General features: G+C 36.0%; 21 protein-coding genes. 17 read left to right on the top strand and 4 right to left on the bottom strand.

Annotated elements, in window-relative coordinates:
- Positions 1-64: 64 nt before the first annotated feature.
- From FI644_RS25530 to pyc, 3 genes are all read left to right on the top strand, one after another.
- On the top strand, positions 65-346 hold the full coding sequence (locus FI644_RS25530) for an Fpa/YlaN family protein (RefSeq protein ID WP_053475460.1): 282 nt from the start codon (positions 65-67) through the stop codon (positions 344-346).
- 233 nt (positions 347-579) lie between these two features.
- Positions 580-1,782, top strand: coding sequence for an FtsW/RodA/SpoVE family cell cycle protein (locus FI644_RS25525; protein WP_053475461.1), 1,203 nt, complete (start codon positions 580-582; stop codon positions 1,780-1,782).
- Positions 1,783-1,935: 153 nt separating this feature from the next.
- Positions 1,936-5,376 (top strand): pyruvate carboxylase, encoded by a 3,441-nt coding sequence (gene pyc / locus FI644_RS25520; protein ID WP_053475462.1) that lies wholly within the window; start codon positions 1,936-1,938, stop codon positions 5,374-5,376.
- Between the two features lie 36 nt (positions 5,377-5,412).
- Here the strand turns inward: pyc and FI644_RS25515 are convergent, their stop codons facing one another.
- Positions 5,413-6,381 (bottom strand): COX15/CtaA family protein, encoded by a 969-nt coding sequence (locus FI644_RS25515; RefSeq protein WP_053475463.1) that lies wholly within the window; start codon positions 6,379-6,381, stop codon positions 5,413-5,415.
- Between the two features lie 638 nt (positions 6,382-7,019).
- Between FI644_RS25515 and cyoE the strand changes: the two genes are divergently transcribed.
- The 7 genes from cyoE (at position 7,020) to FI644_RS25480 (ending at position 13,919) form a co-directional block, all read left to right on the top strand.
- On the top strand, positions 7,020-7,958 hold the full coding sequence (gene cyoE / locus FI644_RS25510; protein WP_053475464.1) for a heme o synthase: 939 nt from the start codon (positions 7,020-7,022) through the stop codon (positions 7,956-7,958).
- 255 nt (positions 7,959-8,213) lie between these two features.
- Positions 8,214-9,287 (top strand): cytochrome c oxidase subunit II, encoded by a 1,074-nt coding sequence (gene coxB, locus FI644_RS25505; RefSeq protein WP_053475465.1) that lies wholly within the window; start codon positions 8,214-8,216, stop codon positions 9,285-9,287.
- Between the two features lie 27 nt (positions 9,288-9,314).
- The gene (ctaD, locus tag FI644_RS25500; protein ID WP_053475466.1) at positions 9,315-11,189 is read left to right on the top strand and encodes a cytochrome c oxidase subunit I; all 1,875 of its coding nucleotides are present in this window, start codon (positions 9,315-9,317) and stop codon (positions 11,187-11,189) included.
- Positions 11,189-11,818: a cytochrome (ubi)quinol oxidase subunit III gene (locus tag FI644_RS25495; RefSeq protein ID WP_053475467.1), complete on the top strand. Its 630-nt coding sequence runs from the start codon at positions 11,189-11,191 to the stop codon at positions 11,816-11,818. The genes ctaD and FI644_RS25495 overlap by 1 nt, the downstream gene beginning before the upstream one ends.
- A 3-nt stretch (positions 11,819-11,821) precedes the next feature.
- Positions 11,822-12,157, top strand: a complete 336-nt coding sequence (gene ctaF / locus FI644_RS25490) for a cytochrome c oxidase subunit IVB (RefSeq protein WP_053475468.1) — start codon at positions 11,822-11,824, stop codon at positions 12,155-12,157.
- Positions 12,158-12,302: 145 nt separating this feature from the next.
- Entirely contained in the window at positions 12,303-13,205 is a 903-nt protein-coding gene (ctaG, locus tag FI644_RS25485; RefSeq protein WP_142108956.1) for a cytochrome c oxidase assembly factor CtaG, read from the top strand.
- A gap of 246 nt (positions 13,206-13,451) precedes the next feature.
- Complete coding sequence (locus FI644_RS25480; RefSeq protein ID WP_053475470.1) at positions 13,452-13,919, top strand: DUF420 domain-containing protein; 468 nt, start codon at positions 13,452-13,454, stop codon at positions 13,917-13,919.
- 41 nt (positions 13,920-13,960) lie between these two features.
- Here the strand turns inward: FI644_RS25480 and FI644_RS25475 are convergent, their stop codons facing one another.
- Positions 13,961-14,320: a YugN family protein gene (locus FI644_RS25475; RefSeq protein ID WP_053475471.1), complete on the bottom strand. Its 360-nt coding sequence runs from the start codon at positions 14,318-14,320 to the stop codon at positions 13,961-13,963.
- Positions 14,321-14,556: 236 nt separating this feature from the next.
- Here FI644_RS25475 and safA point away from each other — a divergent pair, with 236 nt between their 5' ends.
- Positions 14,557-15,189, top strand: a complete 633-nt coding sequence (safA, locus tag FI644_RS25470; RefSeq protein WP_142108955.1) for a SafA/ExsA family spore coat assembly protein — start codon at positions 14,557-14,559, stop codon at positions 15,187-15,189.
- 110 nt (positions 15,190-15,299) lie between these two features.
- Entirely contained in the window at positions 15,300-16,448 is a 1,149-nt protein-coding gene (locus FI644_RS25465) for a CAP domain-containing protein (protein ID WP_082446531.1), read from the top strand.
- 39 nt (positions 16,449-16,487) lie between these two features.
- Here FI644_RS25465 and FI644_RS25460 read toward each other — a convergent pair whose 3' ends face one another.
- Both FI644_RS25460 and FI644_RS25455 read right to left on the bottom strand, forming a co-directional pair.
- The gene (locus tag FI644_RS25460) at positions 16,488-16,844 is read right to left on the bottom strand and encodes a hypothetical protein (protein ID WP_053475473.1); all 357 of its coding nucleotides are present in this window, start codon (positions 16,842-16,844) and stop codon (positions 16,488-16,490) included.
- A 30-nt stretch (positions 16,845-16,874) separates the two neighbouring features.
- Positions 16,875-17,360: a PaaI family thioesterase gene (locus FI644_RS25455; protein ID WP_053475474.1), complete on the bottom strand. Its 486-nt coding sequence runs from the start codon at positions 17,358-17,360 to the stop codon at positions 16,875-16,877.
- 140 nt (positions 17,361-17,500) lie between these two features.
- Between FI644_RS25455 and FI644_RS25450 the strand changes: the two genes are divergently transcribed.
- The 5 genes from FI644_RS25450 (at position 17,501) to FI644_RS25430 (ending at position 19,773) form a co-directional block, all read left to right on the top strand.
- The gene (locus tag FI644_RS25450) at positions 17,501-17,905 is read left to right on the top strand and encodes a YlbD family protein (protein ID WP_053475475.1); all 405 of its coding nucleotides are present in this window, start codon (positions 17,501-17,503) and stop codon (positions 17,903-17,905) included.
- 13 nt (positions 17,906-17,918) lie between these two features.
- A complete protein-coding gene (locus FI644_RS25445) occupies positions 17,919-18,158 on the top strand; it encodes a YlbE-like family protein (RefSeq protein ID WP_053475476.1) in 240 nt (79 codons plus the stop codon).
- A gap of 163 nt (positions 18,159-18,321) precedes the next feature.
- Positions 18,322-18,750 carry a hypothetical protein gene (locus FI644_RS25440; RefSeq protein ID WP_053475477.1) on the top strand — a complete coding sequence of 143 codons (429 nt, stop codon included), beginning with the start codon at positions 18,322-18,324 and terminating at the stop codon, positions 18,748-18,750.
- Positions 18,751-18,804: 54 nt separating this feature from the next.
- Positions 18,805-19,248, top strand: coding sequence for a YlbF/YmcA family competence regulator (locus FI644_RS25435; RefSeq protein WP_053475478.1), 444 nt, complete (start codon positions 18,805-18,807; stop codon positions 19,246-19,248).
- Positions 19,249-19,497: 249 nt separating this feature from the next.
- Positions 19,498-19,773 carry a YlbG family protein gene (locus FI644_RS25430; RefSeq protein WP_053475479.1) on the top strand — a complete coding sequence of 92 codons (276 nt, stop codon included), beginning with the start codon at positions 19,498-19,500 and terminating at the stop codon, positions 19,771-19,773.
- Positions 19,774-19,950: the final 177 nt, after the last annotated feature.

Raw genomic sequence — 19,950 nt, 5'->3', positions numbered from 1 at the left:
TTTCTCTTTTAACGTATAAAATTTATAGATAGGATAATCGCTCGGGAAACGGGGGGATTGAAAGTTGACTTCTGAAACCATATTAGATCATAAGAAAAAAGCAGATGCCCTATTAAAGGCAGATGCAGATAAAATATTAAAATTAATTAAAGTGCAGATGGACAATCTCACCATGCCTCAATGTCCTCTTTATGAGGAAGTGCTTGATACGCAAATGTTTGGGTTATCTCGAGAAATCGAATTTGCTGTCCGGCTTGGCTTAATTGAAGAGTCTGAGGGAAAAGCTATTTTAGCTGAATTAGAAAAAGAGTTATCTATTCTGCATGAAGCATCCGTAAGAAAATAAAGGTAAAGAAAACTCAAACATTCCACTCGAATTGTTTGAGTTTTTTTATCATTGTATAAATGGGAGAGAAATAAGTCCTAATTAATGTTATGTCATTTATAAATAGTATAACATTATTGTGGATTTTTGATGATTAGTATGATACATTTAATTTATCTTCTCTTTCATGCAGGATAATTTAATGCTTTAGTTGAATAAATATATCAATGTAAGAAGTAAGGGAAGAGGGCTAGATGGTAAAAAAAATATTAAAATCATATGATTACACATTGGTTATTGCTGTACTCATGTTATCAGTGTTTGGGCTGATCATGATCTATAGTGCAAGTATGGTTACCGCGGTACAAATTAATAAGGTTGACAGCGATTATTTTTTCAATAAACAAAAGACTCACTTAATCATTTCTGCAGTTGCATTCACTTTTATGGCAATTTTTCCTTATAAAGCAATGCTGAGCAATAAAATTCTTATTCCGATGGTATTTCTTTCTTTAGGGGGACTATTTGCACTATTTGTATTTGGACAAGCTACGAACAATGCCCAAAGCTGGTTTGAGTTAGGGAAGCGCAGTTTGCAGCCATCCGAATTTATTAAATTAACGGTTATCATTTATTTATCCGCTGTATATGCAAAGAAACAATCATATATAAATGAGTTTAATCGAGGGGTTGTCCCGCCGCTTGCTTATTTATTTCTTGCGTGTGTTCTAGTAGCTATGGAACCAGACTTTGGTACTGCTGCCATTATATTTGCTATCGCAGCAACTATAATATTTGCATCAGGAATGAATTATAAAAATATATTTAAACTTGGTTTAATCGGATTTATCATGGTAGTTCCATTAGTATTGATTATGAAGGATAAGATTTTTACAAAAGTACGAATGGGCCGAATTGAAGCCTTCCAAGATCCATTTTCCACTGATTTTGGCTATCAACTTGTTAACTCTTATTTAGCACTAGGAGCTGGAGGATTGAAGGGGGTGGGTTTGGGAAATAGCGTTCAAAAACTAGGCTATTTACCTGAAGCTCATACTGATTTCATTATGGCTGTAATTGCTGAAGAGCTTGGATTGTTTGGTGTATGTTTTGTCCTTTTTATTCTAGGTTACATAGTTTTAAAAGGAATTTTTATTGGGTTAAAGTGTAAAGATCCTTTTGGAAGTTTATTGGCGATTGGTGTCTCAAGCATGATAGGAATTCAATCATTTATTAACCTTGCAGGTATTTCTGGTGTAATTCCTCTTACAGGAGTTCCATTGCCTTTCGTAAGCTATGGAGGTTCATCGCTTTTACAACTGTCTCTCGCAATGGGGATTCTTGTTAACGTGTCAATGTTTGTAAACTATGAAGAAAAATATAAAAATAACAAGGATAGCAATCAGTCTGTAAATTCACAAAAAACGTCAGGCAATCTGTATAGTTATCGTAAATGAAATGTGCTTAATGTTTGTTATTAAAGTGAATTAGAAAAGAGCAAGATAAATAGATAATTAGAATCTAAGTGGTTTTGAGAACGGTTTGATCCTAGACCGTTCAATACAAATAATTACCAGAAAAATCAAAAAATAAAACTAGGGGTGTTTTCCTTGAACCGATCAATCAACAAAGTGTTAGTAGCAAACAGAGGCGAGATTGCGATCCGCGTATTCCGTGCATGTACTGAACTACACATTCGAACCGTTGCTATTTATTCTAAAGAGGATACGGGTTCTTATCACAGATATAAGGCGGATGAAGCTTATCTAGTTGGTGAAGGGAAAAAACCGATTGATGCCTATTTAGATATTGAGGGCATTATAAATATTGCTAAGAGCAGTGATGTGGATGCTATTCACCCTGGATATGGATTTTTATCAGAGAATATCCAGTTTGCACGACGATGTGAGGAAGAGGGAATTATTTTTATTGGACCGGAATCCAAACATTTAGATATGTTCGGTGACAAAGTAAAGGCAAGGACACAAGCACAGCTTGCTGAAATCCCCGTCATCCCAGGCAGTGATGGACCAGTTAACTGTATTGAGGATGTAATGCACTTTGGGGAGAGCCATGGGTTCCCAATTATCATTAAAGCTTCACTTGGCGGTGGCGGAAGAGGAATGCGGATCGTCAAGCATATTAACGAAGTAAGAGAAGCATATGAGCGGGCAAAATCTGAAGCAAAAGCGGCATTTGGCAATGATGAAGTATATGTAGAGAAGTTTATTGAAAAGCCAAAGCATATTGAAGTGCAAATTATCGGTGATAAACATGGAAACATTGTTCATTTATATGAAAGGGATTGTTCGGTTCAACGCCGCCATCAAAAAGTAGTTGAAGTTGCACCATGTGTTTCATTATCTCCAAATTTAAGAGATGAAATTTGCGAGGCTGCAGTAAGGCTAATGAAAAATGTGGATTATATTAATGCTGGTACCGTGGAATTTTTAGTATCAGGTGAAGAATTTTATTTCATCGAGGTAAATCCGCGTGTACAGGTAGAGCATACTATTACAGAGATGGTAACAGGAATAGATATCGTTCATACACAAATTTTAGTTTCTGCTGGGTATCCTTTACACGGTGATAAAATCGGAATTCCTACGCAGGAGAATATCCATGTTAATGGCTATGCCATTCAATCTCGTGTAACAACAGAAGACCCATTGAACAACTTCATGCCTGATACTGGAAAGATTATGGCCTATCGTTCAGGTGGAGGATTTGGTGTACGTCTTGATGCCGGAAATGGATTCCAAGGGGCAGTTATCACACCTTTTTATGATTCATTACTTGTAAAGCTATCTACTCAAGCAATGACTTTTGAGCAAGCGGCTTCAAAAATGGTCCGTAACCTTCAGGAATTTCGAATTCGTGGGATAAAGACAAATATTCCATTTCTTGAAAACGTGGTGAAACATAAGAAATTTCTTACAGGTGAGTATAATACTTCCTTTATTGATCAAACACCAGAATTATTTTTGTTCCCAAAACGAAAAGACCGTGGAACGAAAATGTTAACATACATTGGAAATGTGACGGTAAATGGTTTTCCTGGAATCGAAAAAAAGAAAAGACCGGTTTTTGAAACACCGAGAGTGCCAAAATTAAATTATACAAATAATTATCAAGAAGGAACAAAGCAAATTTTGGATAAGTATGGTCCAGAAGGATTAGTAAATTGGGTGAAGGAGCAGAAAGAGGTATTATTAACAGATACAACCTTTCGTGATGCCCATCAATCATTATTAGCAACCCGAGTTAGGACAAACGATATTAAACATATAGCTGAACCGACAGCAAAGCTTTTACCGGAAATGTTTTCGTTTGAAATGTGGGGAGGAGCAACTTTTGATGTTGCTTATCGTTTCCTGAAAGAGGATCCATGGGAAAGACTGCTTACTTTAAGAGAGAAAATGCCAAATGTTCTTTTTCAAATGCTCTTAAGGGGTTCGAATGCAGTAGGTTACAAGAATTATCCAGATAATGTAATCCGTGAATTTGTGGAAAAGTCAGCTCAAGCAGGGATTGATGTATTCCGTATCTTTGATAGTTTAAACTGGCTGAAAGGAATGGAAGTTGCGATTGATGCTGTTCGCCAATCGGGAAAAATTGCAGAAGCTGCGATATGTTATACTGGTGATATTTCTGACCCAGCTAAAACAAAATATAATTTAACTTACTATAAAAATTTAGCTAAGGAACTTGAAAATCAAGGTGCTCATATATTAGGTATTAAGGATATGGCAGGTCTTCTTAAGCCGCAGGCTGCCTATCAATTAATTTCTGAACTGAAGGATACTGTGAATATTCCAATCCACCTTCACACACACGACACGAGCGGCAATGGAATCTTTACCTATGCAAAAGCAATTGAAGCAGGAGTAGATATCGTTGATGTAGCTATTAGTTCAATGGCAGGATTAACATCCCAGCCAAGTGCAAATTCACTTTATTATGCTCTTGAGGGCACAGACCGAAAACCGAATATTAATGTTCAAGCACTCGAACAATTAGCTTATTATTGGGAAGATGTTCGGAAATATTACAAGGAATTTGAAAGTGGGATGATCGCCCCACACTCGGAAGTATATCAGCACGAGATGCCTGGTGGCCAATACAGCAATCTGCAGCAGCAGGCGAAGGGTGTAGGACTTGGGGAAAAATGGGACGATGTGAAAGAAATGTATTCCCGTGTAAATCAAATGTTTGGAGATATTGTCAAAGTAACTCCTTCTTCAAAGGTTGTTGGTGACATGGCGTTATATATGGTGCAAAATCAACTAACTGAAGAAGATGTTATTAACAAAGGATTGACATTAGATTTTCCTGATTCGGTTGTGGAGCTTTTCGAAGGTTACCTTGGACAGCCGTATGGGGGTTTCCCTAAAGAATTGCAAAAAGTAATCTTGAAAAATAAACAGCCTATTACGGTTCGTCCAGGGGAATTGCTAGAGGGTGTCGATTTTGATGCAATAAAAGAAAAGCTTTTCAATGATCTAGGCAGACAAGTTACGATGTTCGATACGCTTGCTTATGCGCTTTATCCAAAGGTGTATATGGATTATATAAAAACGGTAGAACAATTTGGTGATATATCCGTTCTTGATACACCTACATTCCTTTTCGGGATGAGATTAGGAGAGGAAATAGAGGTAGAAATTGAGACAGGTAAAACACTAATTGTGAAGCTTGTTTCGATTGGTCAGCCTCAGGCAGATGGGAATAGAGTTGTATACTTTGAACTAAATGGACAGCCTCGTGAGGTTGTTATTAAAGATGAGAGTATTAAGTCAACGGTAGCTTCCAAAATAAAGGCTGATCCGCATAATGAAAGTCATATAGGGGCTTCCATGCCAGGAACAGTTATAAAGGTTTTGGCTGAAAAAGGGGAAAAAGTAGAAAAGGGTGATCATCTTATGATCACTGAGGCGATGAAAATGGAGACAACCGTACAAGCACCATTCTCGGGAACGGTTAGCGATATCTTTGTAACAAATGGTGAAGCGATTCAAACAGGAGATTTATTACTTGAATTAACAAAATAAAAAGCGTTGCAGCTATTGCTGCAACGCTTTTTTGCATTAATGGATTGTGACTGGCGGGATTGAAACTTTTTCTTCCTTATTCTTTATTTCCTCAAGTGCCATTGCATTTTTCTTGCTCCGTGAAGTTAAAAGGATGAAATAACTCAAAACCCCAAAAAGACAAGATATAAAAAATGCGTGTGCAAGCGCAATATATAAATTTAAACGTGAAAATATAACTAATGCACCTGCTATTACTTGAAGAGTGACAAGGATGAAAGAGATAATCCATCCCCAATAAATGACCTTTTGGTCCTTGTAATGCTTTACTGCTAGAAAAGTGATATAGGCAATCCATATAAATATAATGCCAGCAGCAGTACGATGCCCCATTTGCACCCATTCATGCATGTTTCCAGGGAGTGCAAATGAGCTGTTTATGCATAATGGCCAATCACGGCATACTAAACTCGCATTGACATGTCTGACGAGGGCTCCTGTATATACGACAACATAGCTATAAATAGAAACACCAATGATATGTCTTTTCATCCGTTTATCGAGAATAACCTTTTCTGCTTCGAATTTTTTGTCTACTTCAAATATTAAGAGGGTAAGTAATAATACAGTAGCAAATGAAATAAGGGAGATGCCGAAATGAAGGGCTAGAACAAAGTCTGATTGTCCCCAAATAACAGCCGCAGCACCAATTAACCCTTGCAGTACCAGAAAAAAGAATGAAGTAAATGATAAAAATTTCGTCTCTCTAATATGGCCTATTGCCTTCCAGGTCCATACGGAAAGAAGTAATACCATCAAGCCTACTGCACCCGAAACCACACGATGAGCCAGTTCAATAATTAATTCGGGTGTGATATCGGTAGGTACTAGTTCCCCATTGCAAAGTGGCCATGATCTACCGCAACCCATTCCTGAATCTGTTTTTGTTACAAGTGCTCCCCCTAACAATATGAGAAGCATCCCTATTGTTGTTAAAACGGCGAGCCATTTCAATGATCGTTGCAAAGTTATTCACCTTCTTCTAAAAATTAAGTTCATTATAATAGACAACTATTAATAAAAAAGTCATTGAATGAGTTTATCGTACCCATCATATCGAATTTAATATGAAATGAACAGAACTAGCAGATGCTTTTTCAGATTCTACTAGGAATATTTTAGATATTCAATATTTTTATTATTATTCACTGTAATTATAGTATTTAGGGTTGAAAGTTTTTACAGAGTTTGCTAGAAATAGAATGGAGGTCTAAATAGGTGTTTGAATGAACGATACCTTATTCTAGGTAACTCCAAGTGGATCGAAGTAGGACATGAATAAACTCTTTTATATTATGGCAGAAAAACAACATTTCTTTAAGAACAAAAATGCGCTGACACAAAAAATTCACAATTTATTCGAAAAATGTTCACAAAAGTTCATGAAAGTGTGATTTAATATACAGAGGAAGGTCTGTTTTTCTACATAAAAATTTTACAATGTTTTTACGTTATCTATAGTGGAAAAGTATTGTACACATAATGTATAAGGATGTACCCTTCGTTTTTTATTGCAAATATAGTAATGTAAACTGTAATGCTTTATAGTAGTTGTAGTGAATAATGGTGTATTTGTGATAAGAGATAAAGGAGGAAATAAAAACATGTCTAATACGAGGGCTGTCATTGATGGAGGCATCGATAACAATGATCAACGCCTAGATAATAAAGTGCCAAAATCTACTGCGTGGAAGGATTTTCTTTCTCTCATTAAGATTGGAATTGTTAATTCAAACTTAATTACTACTTTTACAGGGTTATGGCTTGCTTTGCATTTTTCATCTAAGGGCTTTTTTAGTAATTTAGATCTTGTGTTCTATACATTAATTGGATCAGGATTAATTATTGCTGGTTCATGTGCTCTTAATAACTACATAGATCGAGATATTGACCCTTTAATGGAAAGAACAAAGAAAAGACCAACTGTTACGGGCAAGGCGAATCCAACAAAAGTTGCAGCAATGAGCTTCCTATTAATTATAGCTGGAACTCTTTTCTTAATGATGACAACAATGACAGCTGTAGTCATTGGGTTAATTGGAGTGTTTAGCTATATTGTTCCTTATACAATTTGGTCAAAAAGAAGGTATGTATCTAATACCGTTATTGGCAGTTTCTCTGGTGCTGTCCCGCCGTTAATTGGCTGGGCTGCTGTAGACGCAAATCTTGATATTATCGCATGGGTTTTATTTTTAATTATGTTTTTCTGGCAGCCGCCTCATTTTTATGCACTTGCTATGAGACGAGTAGAGGAATATCGGTCAGCCGGTGTCCCAATGCTTCCTGTTATAAAAGGATTTAAAACTACTAAGCGTCATATTTATATTTGGATTGCAGCATTATTGCCGCTCCCGTTTTTTCTTCCTGAGTTAGGATTGCCTTTCTTAATTCTTGCGACATTGTTAAATATTGGATGGATCGCAACTGGGATATATGCAAGAAAATTCAATGACGATATTAAATGGGCAACTTTAATGTTTGTATACTCTCTACAATATCTGACAATCATGTTTGTAGCTATGGTAATAATCACACTTTTATAAAAAAAAATTTGGAGCGAAGGGTTTTTTTAATAGTTTTTTAATTATTAGCACGTCTTCGCTTCTCTTTTTATTATGAAACGAATAATTGTTTCAATTTAATAATAATTTCTACTAATGAGTTACATACTAAAATGTCAAAAACAACTTTTGTTAGGAATTCTTTCTTTTCCTAAGTATTGAAAGAATTTATTCATAATTTTTTTGAATTAAAAAATTCAAACAGAAATTTTAAAGAAAGAGGGGATTGATTAGCTTATGAAGAGGCTTGCAAAATGGCGTCTAGTATCATTATTTGCAATTCTGACGCTCGTGCTTTCTGCTTGCAGTGGTCAACCATATTTATCTGCGCTACAACCTGCTGGTGAAGTAGCAAAAAAACAATATGATTTAATGGTGTTTAGTACAATTATGATGATTGCTGTAATGGCGGTAGTAGCTGTGATTTTCATTATTGTATTAGTGAAGTTCCGTCGGAAAGATGACAAAATTCCTAATCAAGTTGAAGGAAATCATGCAATGGAAATTATTTGGACTGTTATACCGATCTTATTAGTCCTTGTCCTAGCTGTTCCGACAGTATCTGCTGTTTTCAATTTCGCTGATGTTGATGCAATGGAGAAGAAGAATGAAGATGGTTCCTCTGATGCACTTGTTGTCAATGTACGTGCAAATTTATATTGGTGGGAATTTGAATACCCAAATGAAAAAATAGTAACAGGTCAAGAACTAATTGTTCCGACTGATGAAAAGGTTTATTTTAATTTAATTGCTTCAGATGTAAAACATTCATTTTGGATTCCAGCAGCTGGTGGGAAAATGGATAACAACACTGAAAATGTAAATAAATTCTGGTTAGAATTTGATAGTGAAAAAGCTGACCCTGATAAATTATTCCAAGGACGATGTGCAGAGCTTTGCGGACCATCACATGCTTTAATGGATTTTAAAGTAAAAGCCCTTCCTCGTGCAGAGTTTGATCAGTGGGTTACTAATATGCAAAATATTAAGGAACCACAGGAAGCAACAACTGATTTAGCACAGCAAGGTCAAGAAATCTTTAATCAAAGCTGTATTGGCTGTCACGCTGTAACGCCATCAAATGGCACACCTGCCGATGCTCGTATGGCACCAAATTTAACAAACTTTGGTGATCGTAATATTATCGCAGGATATTTAGAGCATAATGAAGAAAACTTAAAAAATTGGTTATCTGATCCAGAAACATATAAACCAGGAAATAAAATGACTGGTACTTATGGTGAATTAACACCTGAACAACTTGACGCGCTAACTGCGTACTTAATGGGGTTAAAGGTTCAAGGTGAATAGGGATATGTTTATAAAGGAGGTAAAATTGTGAGTACCAATGCTCAGAAAAGAGGATTTGGGGCAACGTTATGGGACTATTTAACAACAGTAGACCATAAAAAAATTGCACACCTATATCTTATAGCTGGCGGATTATTCTTCCTAATCGGTGGTCTTGAAGCGTTATTTATCCGAATTCAGCTTTTAAAACCTAATAATGATTTTGTAAGTGCAGGATTATTTAATGAACTTCTAACAATGCACGGAACAACAATGATTTTCTTAGCTGCAATGCCGCTCGTATTTGCTTTTATGAATGCGGTTATGCCGTTGCAAATTGGTGCACGTGACGTTGCTTTTCCATTTCTAAATTCATTAGGATTTTGGCTTTTCCTTTTTGGCGGATTATTTCTAAATCTTTCATGGTTTTTAGACGCAGCACCAAACGCTGGATGGACGTCTTATGCATCACTTTCGATAGCTCAGACAGGACATGGAATTGATTTCTATGCTCTCGGCTTACAGATCGCAGGGTTAGGAACCTTAATTGGTGGGATTAACTTCCTTGTTACGATCATAAATATGCGCGCACCTGGTATGACATATATGCGTATGCCGATGTTTACATGGACAACATTTGTAGTATCTGCACTAATTTTATTTGCATTTCCTCCATTAACTGTCGGTTTATTCTTAATGACTTTTGACCGTATGTTTGGTGCGAACTTCTTTGATGCAGCTATGGGTGGAAATACGATTATTTGGGAGCATTTTTTCTGGATCTTCGGTCACCCAGAGGTTTATATTTTAATTTTACCTGCTTTCGGTATTTTCTCAGAGATTTTTGCGATCTTCTCAAGAAAGCGCTTATTTGGATATTCATCAATGGTATTTGCTACAGTGTTAATTGGATTCTTAGGATTCATGGTTTGGGCTCACCATATGTTCACAACAGGTTTAGGACCAATTGCCAATTCTATTTTTGCAGTGGCAACGATGGCAATTGCTGTTCCAACAGGAATTAAAATCTTTAACTGGTTATTTACCATGTGGGGCGGAAGTATTCGATTCACAACTCCAATGCTATGGGCAGTTGCCTTTATACCATCTTTCTTAATGGGTGGAGTTACAGGGGTTATGCTAGGTTCTGCTGCACAGGATTACCAGTATCATGATACGTATTTCGTTGTGGCTCACTTCCATTATGTAATTGTTGGTGGAGTAGTGTTTGCCTTATTCGCTGGAGCTCATTTATATTGGCCAAAAATGTTTGGTACGATGTTAAATGAAGTGTTAGGTAAGATTACTTTCGTACTATTCTTTGTTGGATTCCATATGACGTTCTTTATTCAACATTTCTTAGGATTGTGGGGAATGCCGCGTCGAGTATTCACTTACCTTCCAGGGCAAGGATTTGAGACATCAAACGTAGTAAGTTCGATTGGTGCCTTCTTAATGGCAGCCGGTGTTATTGTCCTATTAATCAACGTTATTATTACTAGCGTGAAAAATGAAAAGGTTGGTAATGATCCATGGGGTGATGGACGTACGCTTGAGTGGGCTTTGTCATCACCACCGCCATACTATAATTTCAAACAGCTTCCACTTGTTCGTGGTCTTGATGCATACTGGATTGAAAAAATGGAAGGCAAAAAAGGAATGACTCCAGCTGAACCGCTTGGGGATATTCATATGCCGAATAATTCCTTTATTCCATTCTTAATTTCTTTAGGTCTTTTCATCGCTGCGTTCGGTGCTATGTACCATGGAGACGAAGGAAATACTTGGGGAATTCCAGTGCTGATTTTCGGTCTTCTGTTTACATTAGGTTCAATGTTTGTACGCTCGATCAAGGATGATCATGGCTATCATATTCCTAAAGAGGAATTAATCGATGACAATGATAAGGGGGTTAAGGCATAATGCATGTAGAAGAAAAAATGACTGTTGAAACTTGGCCTGCTGCGCCTGAAAAACAAACCCTCGAGGCAAAAAATAAATTCTTAGGTTTTTGGTTATTCTTAGGGGGAGAGACGGTTCTTTTCGCCTCTCTCTTTGCAACATACCTTGCATTAAAAGATTCAGTACCTAGAAGTGATATGCCATTAGCAAAAGATCTTTTTGAGATTCCACTTGTATTTGCAATGACCATGATCCTTTTAACAAGTTCTTTGACAAGTGTGTATGCAATGTACCATATGAAAAATTTCAACTTTAAGAAAATGCAGGTTTGGTTAGGCATCACGGTTGTTCTCGGCTTAGCTTTCTTGGGTCTTGAAATTTATGAATTCAATCATTATGTACATGAATTCGGTCATACTTTTACTAGCAGTGCTTTTGGTTCTGCCTTCTATACACTTGTAGGCTTTCATGGTGCTCACGTTGCTTTTGGGTTGCTCTGGATTACTACTTTAATCATCCGTAATAGCAAACGTGGATTGAATCTGTATAATGCACCTAAGTATTATGTTGCAAGCCTTTATTGGCATTTTATCGACGTTGTATGGGTATTTATTTTTACAGTAGTATATTTAATGGGAATGGTGGGATAACTGATGGCAAATGGACAAATTAACTCAGGCAACCCTCGTGTGGACATTGAATATCGCCGTAAAAAGAATGCGGAAGAAATGAAGCATCAAGTAATCACGTTCGCTTTGATGATTTTCTTGACGCTTATTGCTTTCGTTGCAGTAGCATATGAAGGATTTACTGGATGGTTTATTGTTCCGTTTATCTTACTGCTTGCAGGTGTTCAAGTGGTCTTCCAATTGTTTTACTTCATGCATATGAGTCATGAAGGGCATGAAGCGCCAAAGTTATTCATGTACACGGGAGTTTTAATTGCTTTTGTAACAATTCTTTGCTATACAACTATTATTTGGTGGTAACTTTTTCTAGGGAAATCGGCTATTAGCCGATTTCTTTTTATATAAACCGAATATTAGCAATAGTAAAAATGCTCTATGCTTGGAGATTTTAATGTATAAGAGTATACTATTGGTGTATGTTTTTTTATAAAGAGGTGATAACGAAGTGTCGATATCAATATTTGGTTTCCGGGCATTATGGAGTCCTATCTTTTTCGCCGTATTAGTATTAGTTTTAGTTGGTTATTTCCTTATTACTATGAAATTCAGGCATAAATTTTCGCGAAGTGAGCCATTAACAAAGGGTCAGGCGATTAATTTCTCACTGGCGATAATTCTTTTATATATTATTAAAGGTTCACCTATTGATCTGATGGGGCATCTTATGTTTTACGCTCATATGACTCAAATGGCCGTTCTTTGTTTAATTATTCCGCAGTTAGTTATTCTGGGAATTCCACCATGGATATGGCGAATGCTTCAAAATAAAAACTCTTTCAAGAAAGTATTTTTTGTCTTTTCAAATCCAGTGATTGCACTGATTTTGTTTAATGGGGTCTTTTCAATCTACCATATTCCATTAGTTTTTGATTTCATCAAAACAAATATGTGGCTTCATGCTGGCTATACATTGATATTATTTGTTTTAGGGATCTTCTTTTGGTGGCCACTCATTAATCGATTAGAAGATCAGCATACGATAAGCGGGTTAAAAAAGGTTGGCTATATATTTGCTGGTGGTGCGTTGCTATTACCTGCCTGCGGGTTAATTATTTTTGCTGATGTGCCACTTTATGCAACATTCTCTGATCCAAACGCATGGGCGAAGGCGTTGGAGCTCTGTGTTCCCGGTACAACATTGGCTGGCTTAACTTTAAGCGGACCAGAGGTATTTAGCTCAATGTCTTTAATATATGATCAGCAGCTTGGTGGAATTATTATGAAGATTATCCAAGAGATTGTGTATGGTTTTGTCTTAGCAAGAGTTTTCTTTAGCTGGTATAAGAAAGAGCAGGAAGAAACTGAAGTTGAAAAACAACATAGACTAAACCCGCAGCCAATTGAGTAAATAAAACCCCATCTCACTTAGATGGGGTTTTGTAATAGGGAATATTCATTTGTTTTTGTTCTATATAAAAAATCACGTTTTATTAAATAAAGTATGAACATTTTCGGAACTTTTAAGAATAGATACTTTTGTTGATGGAGAGTTGCGGTATACTTAAAGATGGAACTAGTAATTAGGTATTGGTTCTATTCCTATTTAAGTGGAAATGAATGAAGAGGGTCAATTATTACATTGAGAGGGAGATATATGGATTATTCATTGCCGATTTTACCTACAATAAGTACTACATTCATTGTTCTTAGTGCCATTTTTGTTGCAATTGGCTGGGGACAAATTCGAAAGCGGAAGATAGACGCACATAAAAAGACAATGACACTAGCGGGTATTTGTGCAACTATTTTCTTTATTATTTATATGAGCAGAACCATTTTTATTGGGAATACAGCCTTTGGCGGTCCAGATGAAATCAAAATTTATTATACTATTTTCTTAATCTTTCATGTGACGCTAGCTACAACTGGAGCTGTATTTGGGATTATTTCGCTTATAAGCGGTTATAAAAATAAATTAGCCGTACATCGAAAGCTTGGTCCAATAACTAGTATCATTTGGTTTTTTACAGCTATTACTGGTGTAGTGGTGTATCTGCTATTGTATGTATTTTACCATGGCGGTGAAACAACCTCTACGATTAAAGCAATCTTAGGTTCATAGAGAAAAAAGAAAGACGCATCAGATGCGTCTTTTCTTCTTTATTATTGTGCAAACTTTTCAATTTCAGTATTTAAGTCATTTAGGATTTTCTCACATTGGCTTACTAGCGTCTTTGGATAATGTTCATCAGCGCCATATTCAACGCCATGTGGATAGTAATGTTTTCCTAATGCTGGTGTCATTAATTGAATGACAGCTTTATCCGCACCTACATCCCCTTCAGCAGCATAGCCGAATACGCGTAAATAATATACGCCTTCTTTTAAATCAAATTTACGGTCGTATGTAACTCTTTCATAATCCCATTGACCTGCGCGAACTAGTCCATAGGTTAACATTAATTCATCTAATCGATTTAAGTCTGCTTTCTTTTTTTCAAGACCCGTATTTTCAAACTGCATGTTTGTCCCTCCTAAAAACAATCCCTTAATAGCTGTTTACAGCATATTAGGTGAAATTTAACAAGTTTTATCCCAAATCTAATAATAGTTCAAAAAGAGAGAAGATGCAACGGATTCATTAAATAAACCGATTAATCCCTTATTGAATTCAAGAATTTGTAACGAATTTCTTAATGGATCGAGAAGTTTCTCAACAATTGGAAATGCTAAGTATGGTCACAGAAAGGGGTTTTTGAATGAAAAAAGTATTTAAGTATGCATTGATTATTTTCTTTTATTTTTCATTTAGTTCTACTGTTAATGCTCAAACAAACTATGTTGTGATGGAGGGAGACACGCTTTGGAGAATTGCAAAACATTATCAAGTTAGTCTAGCAAAAATTATACGAAGTAATCAGCAGCTACAAAACCCAAATTTAATTTATCCTGGGGAAGTTATCATCATTCCAACTGTTGAGTGGACTGACGGAATTAAAGTTTCATTAAGTAAGGAAGAGAATAAACTTGCTGACCTATTGAACAGTAAGAGAATTCAGTTGGGGATGAAACCTTTAATGACCGATGATTCCTTAACAAAGGCAGCAAAGCTAAAATCAGCCGATATGATAGAGAATAATTATATTTCCCACCATTCCCCTACATATGGTGACCCTTCAAGCATGTTAAGTAAGCTAAATATTTCTTATCAAAGTGTAAAGGAAAGTATTGGAGCAGGTTATCAATCTGCTGAGCTAGTCATCTCTTCTTGGTTACATTCAAGTGCGAACCGAGAAATTATTTTAAATAATCGGGCAACTAAAATGGGGATTGGCTATGTTAAAGGGGGAGTATATGGACACTATTGGACCGTTTTGATTGTAGAAAGTTAAAGAGCAATTAAATTGTGTTTTAATAAATGCTGAATTAGAACATCTATTAGGGTGTTCTTATTCATGTTCTTTTAAAACAATATCAGAATGTTCAGTTCGCTCATCTGAAAATGAATAGGAATAATGATATACTTACTAGTGGAAAAGAATATATAATAATAACAAATGATAGAAAGGAGGAAACCCTTCTGCGTAATCTTGTTCGGATACTCGTGCTAATATCTGGATTATTAGCAGTTGTATTTTTATTTAATACGAATATCAGCCAAAAAGAAGAGATATTGGTAAACGAAGAAGATCAACAGCCTAAAGTTGACCAAACTTTGGATGAGGTTATTTCTTTACAAGGTCCTTCAAATTTAGAAATTCCTCAAGAAAGCTTAATAAATATGCTTGGTAAAACAAGCGAAGAATTGGTTCATATTCTAGGTGAGCCTGAAAGAAAGGATCCAACATTTTATGGCTATGACTGGTGGATATATAAAATGGACTTGCATACATATATCCAGGTTGGTGTTGAAAAAGACAAGGTTGTAACGGTTTATGCAACAGGTTCAAATGTACAAATCCCTCCTTTCAAGATTGGGCAGTCTATTGCAGATATTTACCACTTAACAACAATTGAAGCGAATATTGGCTTGGATTATAAAGACAGTTCTTATATGTTTGAATTATCAGAGGATGATATGAACACCCGTCCACTAATAATGGTAGGGGATGCCTTTATACAGTTGTATATTGATAAATTTACCGGAACTTTGTCAAGTATCCGATTGTTAAATGCAGAGACTTTAATTGAGCAAAGACCTTATGAAATGGTCTATCGAGGTAAGCTTCTTGAAGTAAGTCCACTAACAAAAGTGATTGAAGAGGAAGTCGAAAAAGGAAATGAAAGGCAGATTTTTGACATTACTAATATTTTTCGTATACGGCATGAACTAGAGCTTTTAGAATGGGATGAGCAAACGGCTGAGGTTGCTTTTGCACATAGCAAAGATATGTTTGAAACAAATGATTTTTCTCATACATCTAAGAAATATGGAGAATTATCCGATCGGCTGGATGCTGCAAATATTTTTTACCAGACAGCGGGAGAAAATATTGCAGCTAATTATATGGATGCACCAGCAGTTGCTGAAGGCTGGCTAAATAGTAAGGCTCATCGAGAAAGCTTGCTAAATGAACAGTTTACACACTTAGGTGTTGGAGTTTATAAGAAACATTACACTCAGAATTTCATTGAAAAATGGTCTGAATAGCAATTATTTATATTTTAATTCTTTTAAAAGAGCTTGGTATCAAGCTCTTTTTTCAATCCTGCTCACTTGGAAATAATCTTGCTTCCAATTGCCATATACATGTACGTAGTCACCTTTTTCAACCTTAGGCATTGTTACTCCTTTTTCGATGGGAATGACTTTTCTTACTACCCATTTTCTTTGTTCCATTTGAATTGAAAGCTCTAATATGTATACAAACCGATAATATGAAAAACGTTGCTTTGAGCCGGTTACTTCCTTAATTTCACCATATATAATGGCTTCTTCTGCGACATTTTTTAAATCTTCCCATTTTTCCATACTATCGTGCATGTCTCTTTTTGCAATCCAGTAAAAATAAAGGCAAATAATAGGGATAACAATGGCTGTTACCACTTTTTTACCACCACCCGAAAGAAGATGTCATTATTTTTTCTTGATAATAAAAAAGCTTCCAGTTGCTTGTGCAATTTTTTTTCCGTCAGATCGGTGGACTTCTGCCGATAGTACCATATTTTTTGTTCCTTTATGGTCAATATACGCCTTGCATTGCAAATAATCTCCCTTTCCAACAGCTAAATAATGAATATTTAATTGGGTTGTTACTGCACCATACCCTTCTGGGAGAATCGAATTAGCCAATGTGCCCATTGCTGAATCAATAATTGTAGCAGTAATGCCGCCATGGACAATCCCTAAAGTATTATTTAATAGGGGGGAGAGTGGAACGGTTAAATGGCATTCTTTATCATCCATTGTTCGCTCCATATGAAGCAAACCACCAATATATGAGCTGTTGATTCTTTTTTGTTTTTTATTGTAGCCTCGCAGTATGTCATTTAGGACTTCCAGTTCTTCTGTAGTAGCTTCTTCCATACTTTGTTCAAATAGTTCCCTAAGTTGTTCCTTCATTTTGTATTCACCTTTCAGCAATATTCTGCATTTTTAATATTATCACTAATAGATTCATTTCACCATTTATCTTTTCACCATTTGTGTTGATATTCATAAAGTATTAGTAGGTTATTGTAACAGTTAGAGGTGAATAGGGAATGGCGAAAAAAAAACTCCATCCTTCTGTTGAACAATTCAAAACGTTTGTAAAAGCAAATCCGAAAATTATGGAAGAAGTCAAAACGGGAAAAAAAACCTTGCAGGAGTTTTACGAAGATTGGTATTTATTGGGGGAAGAAGACTCTAGATGGGATTCATTGCGAACAGGGGCAGAGAGTGAACCTGCGCAAGAGGAAAAGGAGAAAAAAACAGATTGGATCGGAACGATTATGGGGACAATCCAAAAGGTGGATCCAAATGAAATGCAAGGATATGTTAACAATCTAAGTAAAGCATTAGCGGCAGTACAAGGCGTGATATCCCAATTCCAAGGTGGAGGCACTGTAAATACGAAAGTGGCCGAAACAAAACTGAGCAATCCATTTGTTTTCAAAAAGGATTAAAAGGGGAATAAAGATGAGGCAAGATATTGCAAATTATGTGGGAAAAAATAAACAGCTGCAGAATTTTATTAGAGAACAGCCCATTTGGTATCGAAAACTTTCACGGAACCCTCAGGAAATTCAGTCGTTAGAGGTAGCAGCCTTGAATTATTATAAAAATACAATCCCACATAAAGTCGAAAAATTTTCAAACGGCGTACAAATGGCATCAATGATGATGGGGATGCTTCAAGCGATGAATTCACAATCATAAAAGAAGTTCTCTTAGGGAGAGAGCTTCTTTATTTTGTTTGGCAGCTCTTACGTGAAAGAGTAAAAAGTATATCCAAGGTACACAATAAATACATAAAGAAATCTGTAATTGAAATTCGTTTACATCAAAGAGTTATATTGACGAAATGAAGGAGTGAAAGCCAATGAAAATGTTTATATATGTAATAACTATTTGTTTGGTTATGGCAATTTCAGGATGTAAAAGAGATATACCTGAACCAGAAACAAAAACAAATGGAAAACCAACCAGCCTTCATAGTGTTTCTCATGACATACCCGTATTTAAAACGACATTGAACAGCAAGGAACCATTTTTTGTTAAATATAAGATTGAGGGGAGTAATGTACTGATTGAATGTATTATTCAAGGAATTACCTTTAGAGAAACGGAAGGAAATAATAAAGGTAGAATTATTTTATATGTTGACGGGAAAAAGAAGGAAGAGATTTCATCCGCTGCATTTATTGTAAAAGGCTTAACTTCTGGAACACACCGACTTACATTAGAGGTAGCTACAGAAAAAGCATCAACCGTAATAATGAAAAAAGAATTTGATGTTACAATTCGATAACTTTTACGTTTCCTCTGTTTCATGATAAAATATGAAACGGAGGTGAGCTTTATTTTGCTTGCTACAATTGAGGGAATAGAGATTTTAGATCATGCTGAACAAATAGCTGCGATGATTATTGATTCAGAGGAAGCGGAGTATTACCGCCAATGTTTATATAGATTAAAACATAATAAAGATACACAGGCCAAAATAAGAAGCTTCGTAAAGATGAAAGAGCATTACGAGGACGTACAGCGCTTTGGTAAATATCATCCTGATTACAAAACGGTAATGAAGTCCGTTAGGGAATTAAAGAGAGAAATGGATTTGGATGAAAATGTCGCTGAATTTAGAAAGGCAGAGAACGACCTTCAAGCGATATTAGATGAAGTGAGTGTATTAATTGGTCATTCAGTGTCTAATCAAATAAAAGTTCCGACAGGGAATCCGTTCTTTGATAACTCTTCTAGCTGTGGAGGCGGATGTGGTTCCGGAGGAAGCTGTGGTTGTTCATAAATGACGGACGGCATGGAGTAAATCACATGCTGTTTTTGTCATTGACTAGGTATTTATATAATCGGATATTGTTAATAACTTAGTGAAGTTGGTCTTCAGGGACGTTCGTCTTGTGCTGGTCGGGGGTGCACAAGCTGGTTGTTGCCTTTTTCATAATTTTCTGATGAGTAATTTCTTCAGACCATTGAAATATACAGTTTTTTTATGCTAGACTGTTAAAAAAGAATTACTCTTGAAGGGGAAGAATTTATGCTCGGTCAACGGCAAGGAATTATCGTCTGGCTATATACATTAAAACAGGCGAAAATGTTACGAAGGTTCGGTAACGTTCATTATGTATCGAAGCGGTTAAAATATGTAGTCTTATATTGTGATATGGATGAAACAGAAGGATTAATTGCCAAAATTAGTTCGTATTCATTCGTAAAAAAAGTCGAACCATCTTACAAGCCATATTTAAGAATGGAATTTGAAAATTCGAAGCCGGACAAGGCAAAAGAATATGATTATAAAATGGGAATATAAAAAGTTGAGGGCAATGCTCTCAACTTTTTATATTGTATTTTTTGCGATGGAATTTCTAACATTCATTCAGTGAACTGTCTAGCCACGATACATAGCCCGACATACAGACGAACGAGTGTCGACTATGCGACAGGACGAGGGAAGCTTCATCAATGACGCATCCACGACAAAAAGTGA

This window comes from Cytobacillus solani (assembly GCF_006704205.1).
GTDB lineage: Bacteria > Bacillota > Bacilli > Bacillales > Cytobacillaceae > Cytobacillus > Cytobacillus solani.
Note: the sequence above shows the minus strand (reverse complement) of the source record. Positions and strands in the feature narration are given on the sequence as shown.

Excerpts from the sequence above, each read along its gene's own strand:
- FI644_RS25525 (WP_053475461.1), top strand. The coding sequence starts at position 580 with ATGGTAAAAAAAATATTAAAATCATATGATTACACATTGGTTATTGCT.
- cyoE (WP_053475464.1), top strand. The coding sequence starts at position 7,020 with ATGTCTAATACGAGGGCTGTCATTGATGGAGGCATCGATAACAATGAT.
- coxB (WP_053475465.1), top strand. The coding sequence starts at position 8,214 with ATGAAGAGGCTTGCAAAATGGCGTCTAGTATCATTATTTGCAATTCTG.
- FI644_RS25495 (WP_053475467.1), top strand. The coding sequence starts at position 11,189 with ATGCATGTAGAAGAAAAAATGACTGTTGAAACTTGGCCTGCTGCGCCT.
- ctaF (WP_053475468.1), top strand. The coding sequence starts at position 11,822 with ATGGCAAATGGACAAATTAACTCAGGCAACCCTCGTGTGGACATTGAA.
- FI644_RS25480 (WP_053475470.1), top strand. The coding sequence starts at position 13,452 with ATGGATTATTCATTGCCGATTTTACCTACAATAAGTACTACATTCATT.
- FI644_RS25475 (WP_053475471.1), bottom strand. The coding sequence starts at position 14,320 with ATGCAGTTTGAAAATACGGGTCTTGAAAAAAAGAAAGCAGACTTAAAT.
- safA (WP_142108955.1), top strand. The coding sequence starts at position 14,557 with ATGAAAAAAGTATTTAAGTATGCATTGATTATTTTCTTTTATTTTTCA.
- FI644_RS25465 (WP_082446531.1), top strand. The coding sequence starts at position 15,300 with ATGAATAGGAATAATGATATACTTACTAGTGGAAAAGAATATATAATA.
- FI644_RS25455 (WP_053475474.1), bottom strand. The coding sequence starts at position 17,360 with ATGAAGGAACAACTTAGGGAACTATTTGAACAAAGTATGGAAGAAGCT.
- FI644_RS25450 (WP_053475475.1), top strand. The coding sequence starts at position 17,501 with ATGGCGAAAAAAAAACTCCATCCTTCTGTTGAACAATTCAAAACGTTT.
- FI644_RS25445 (WP_053475476.1), top strand. The coding sequence starts at position 17,919 with ATGAGGCAAGATATTGCAAATTATGTGGGAAAAAATAAACAGCTGCAG.
- FI644_RS25440 (WP_053475477.1), top strand. The coding sequence starts at position 18,322 with ATGAAAATGTTTATATATGTAATAACTATTTGTTTGGTTATGGCAATT.
- FI644_RS25430 (WP_053475479.1), top strand. The coding sequence starts at position 19,498 with ATGCTCGGTCAACGGCAAGGAATTATCGTCTGGCTATATACATTAAAA.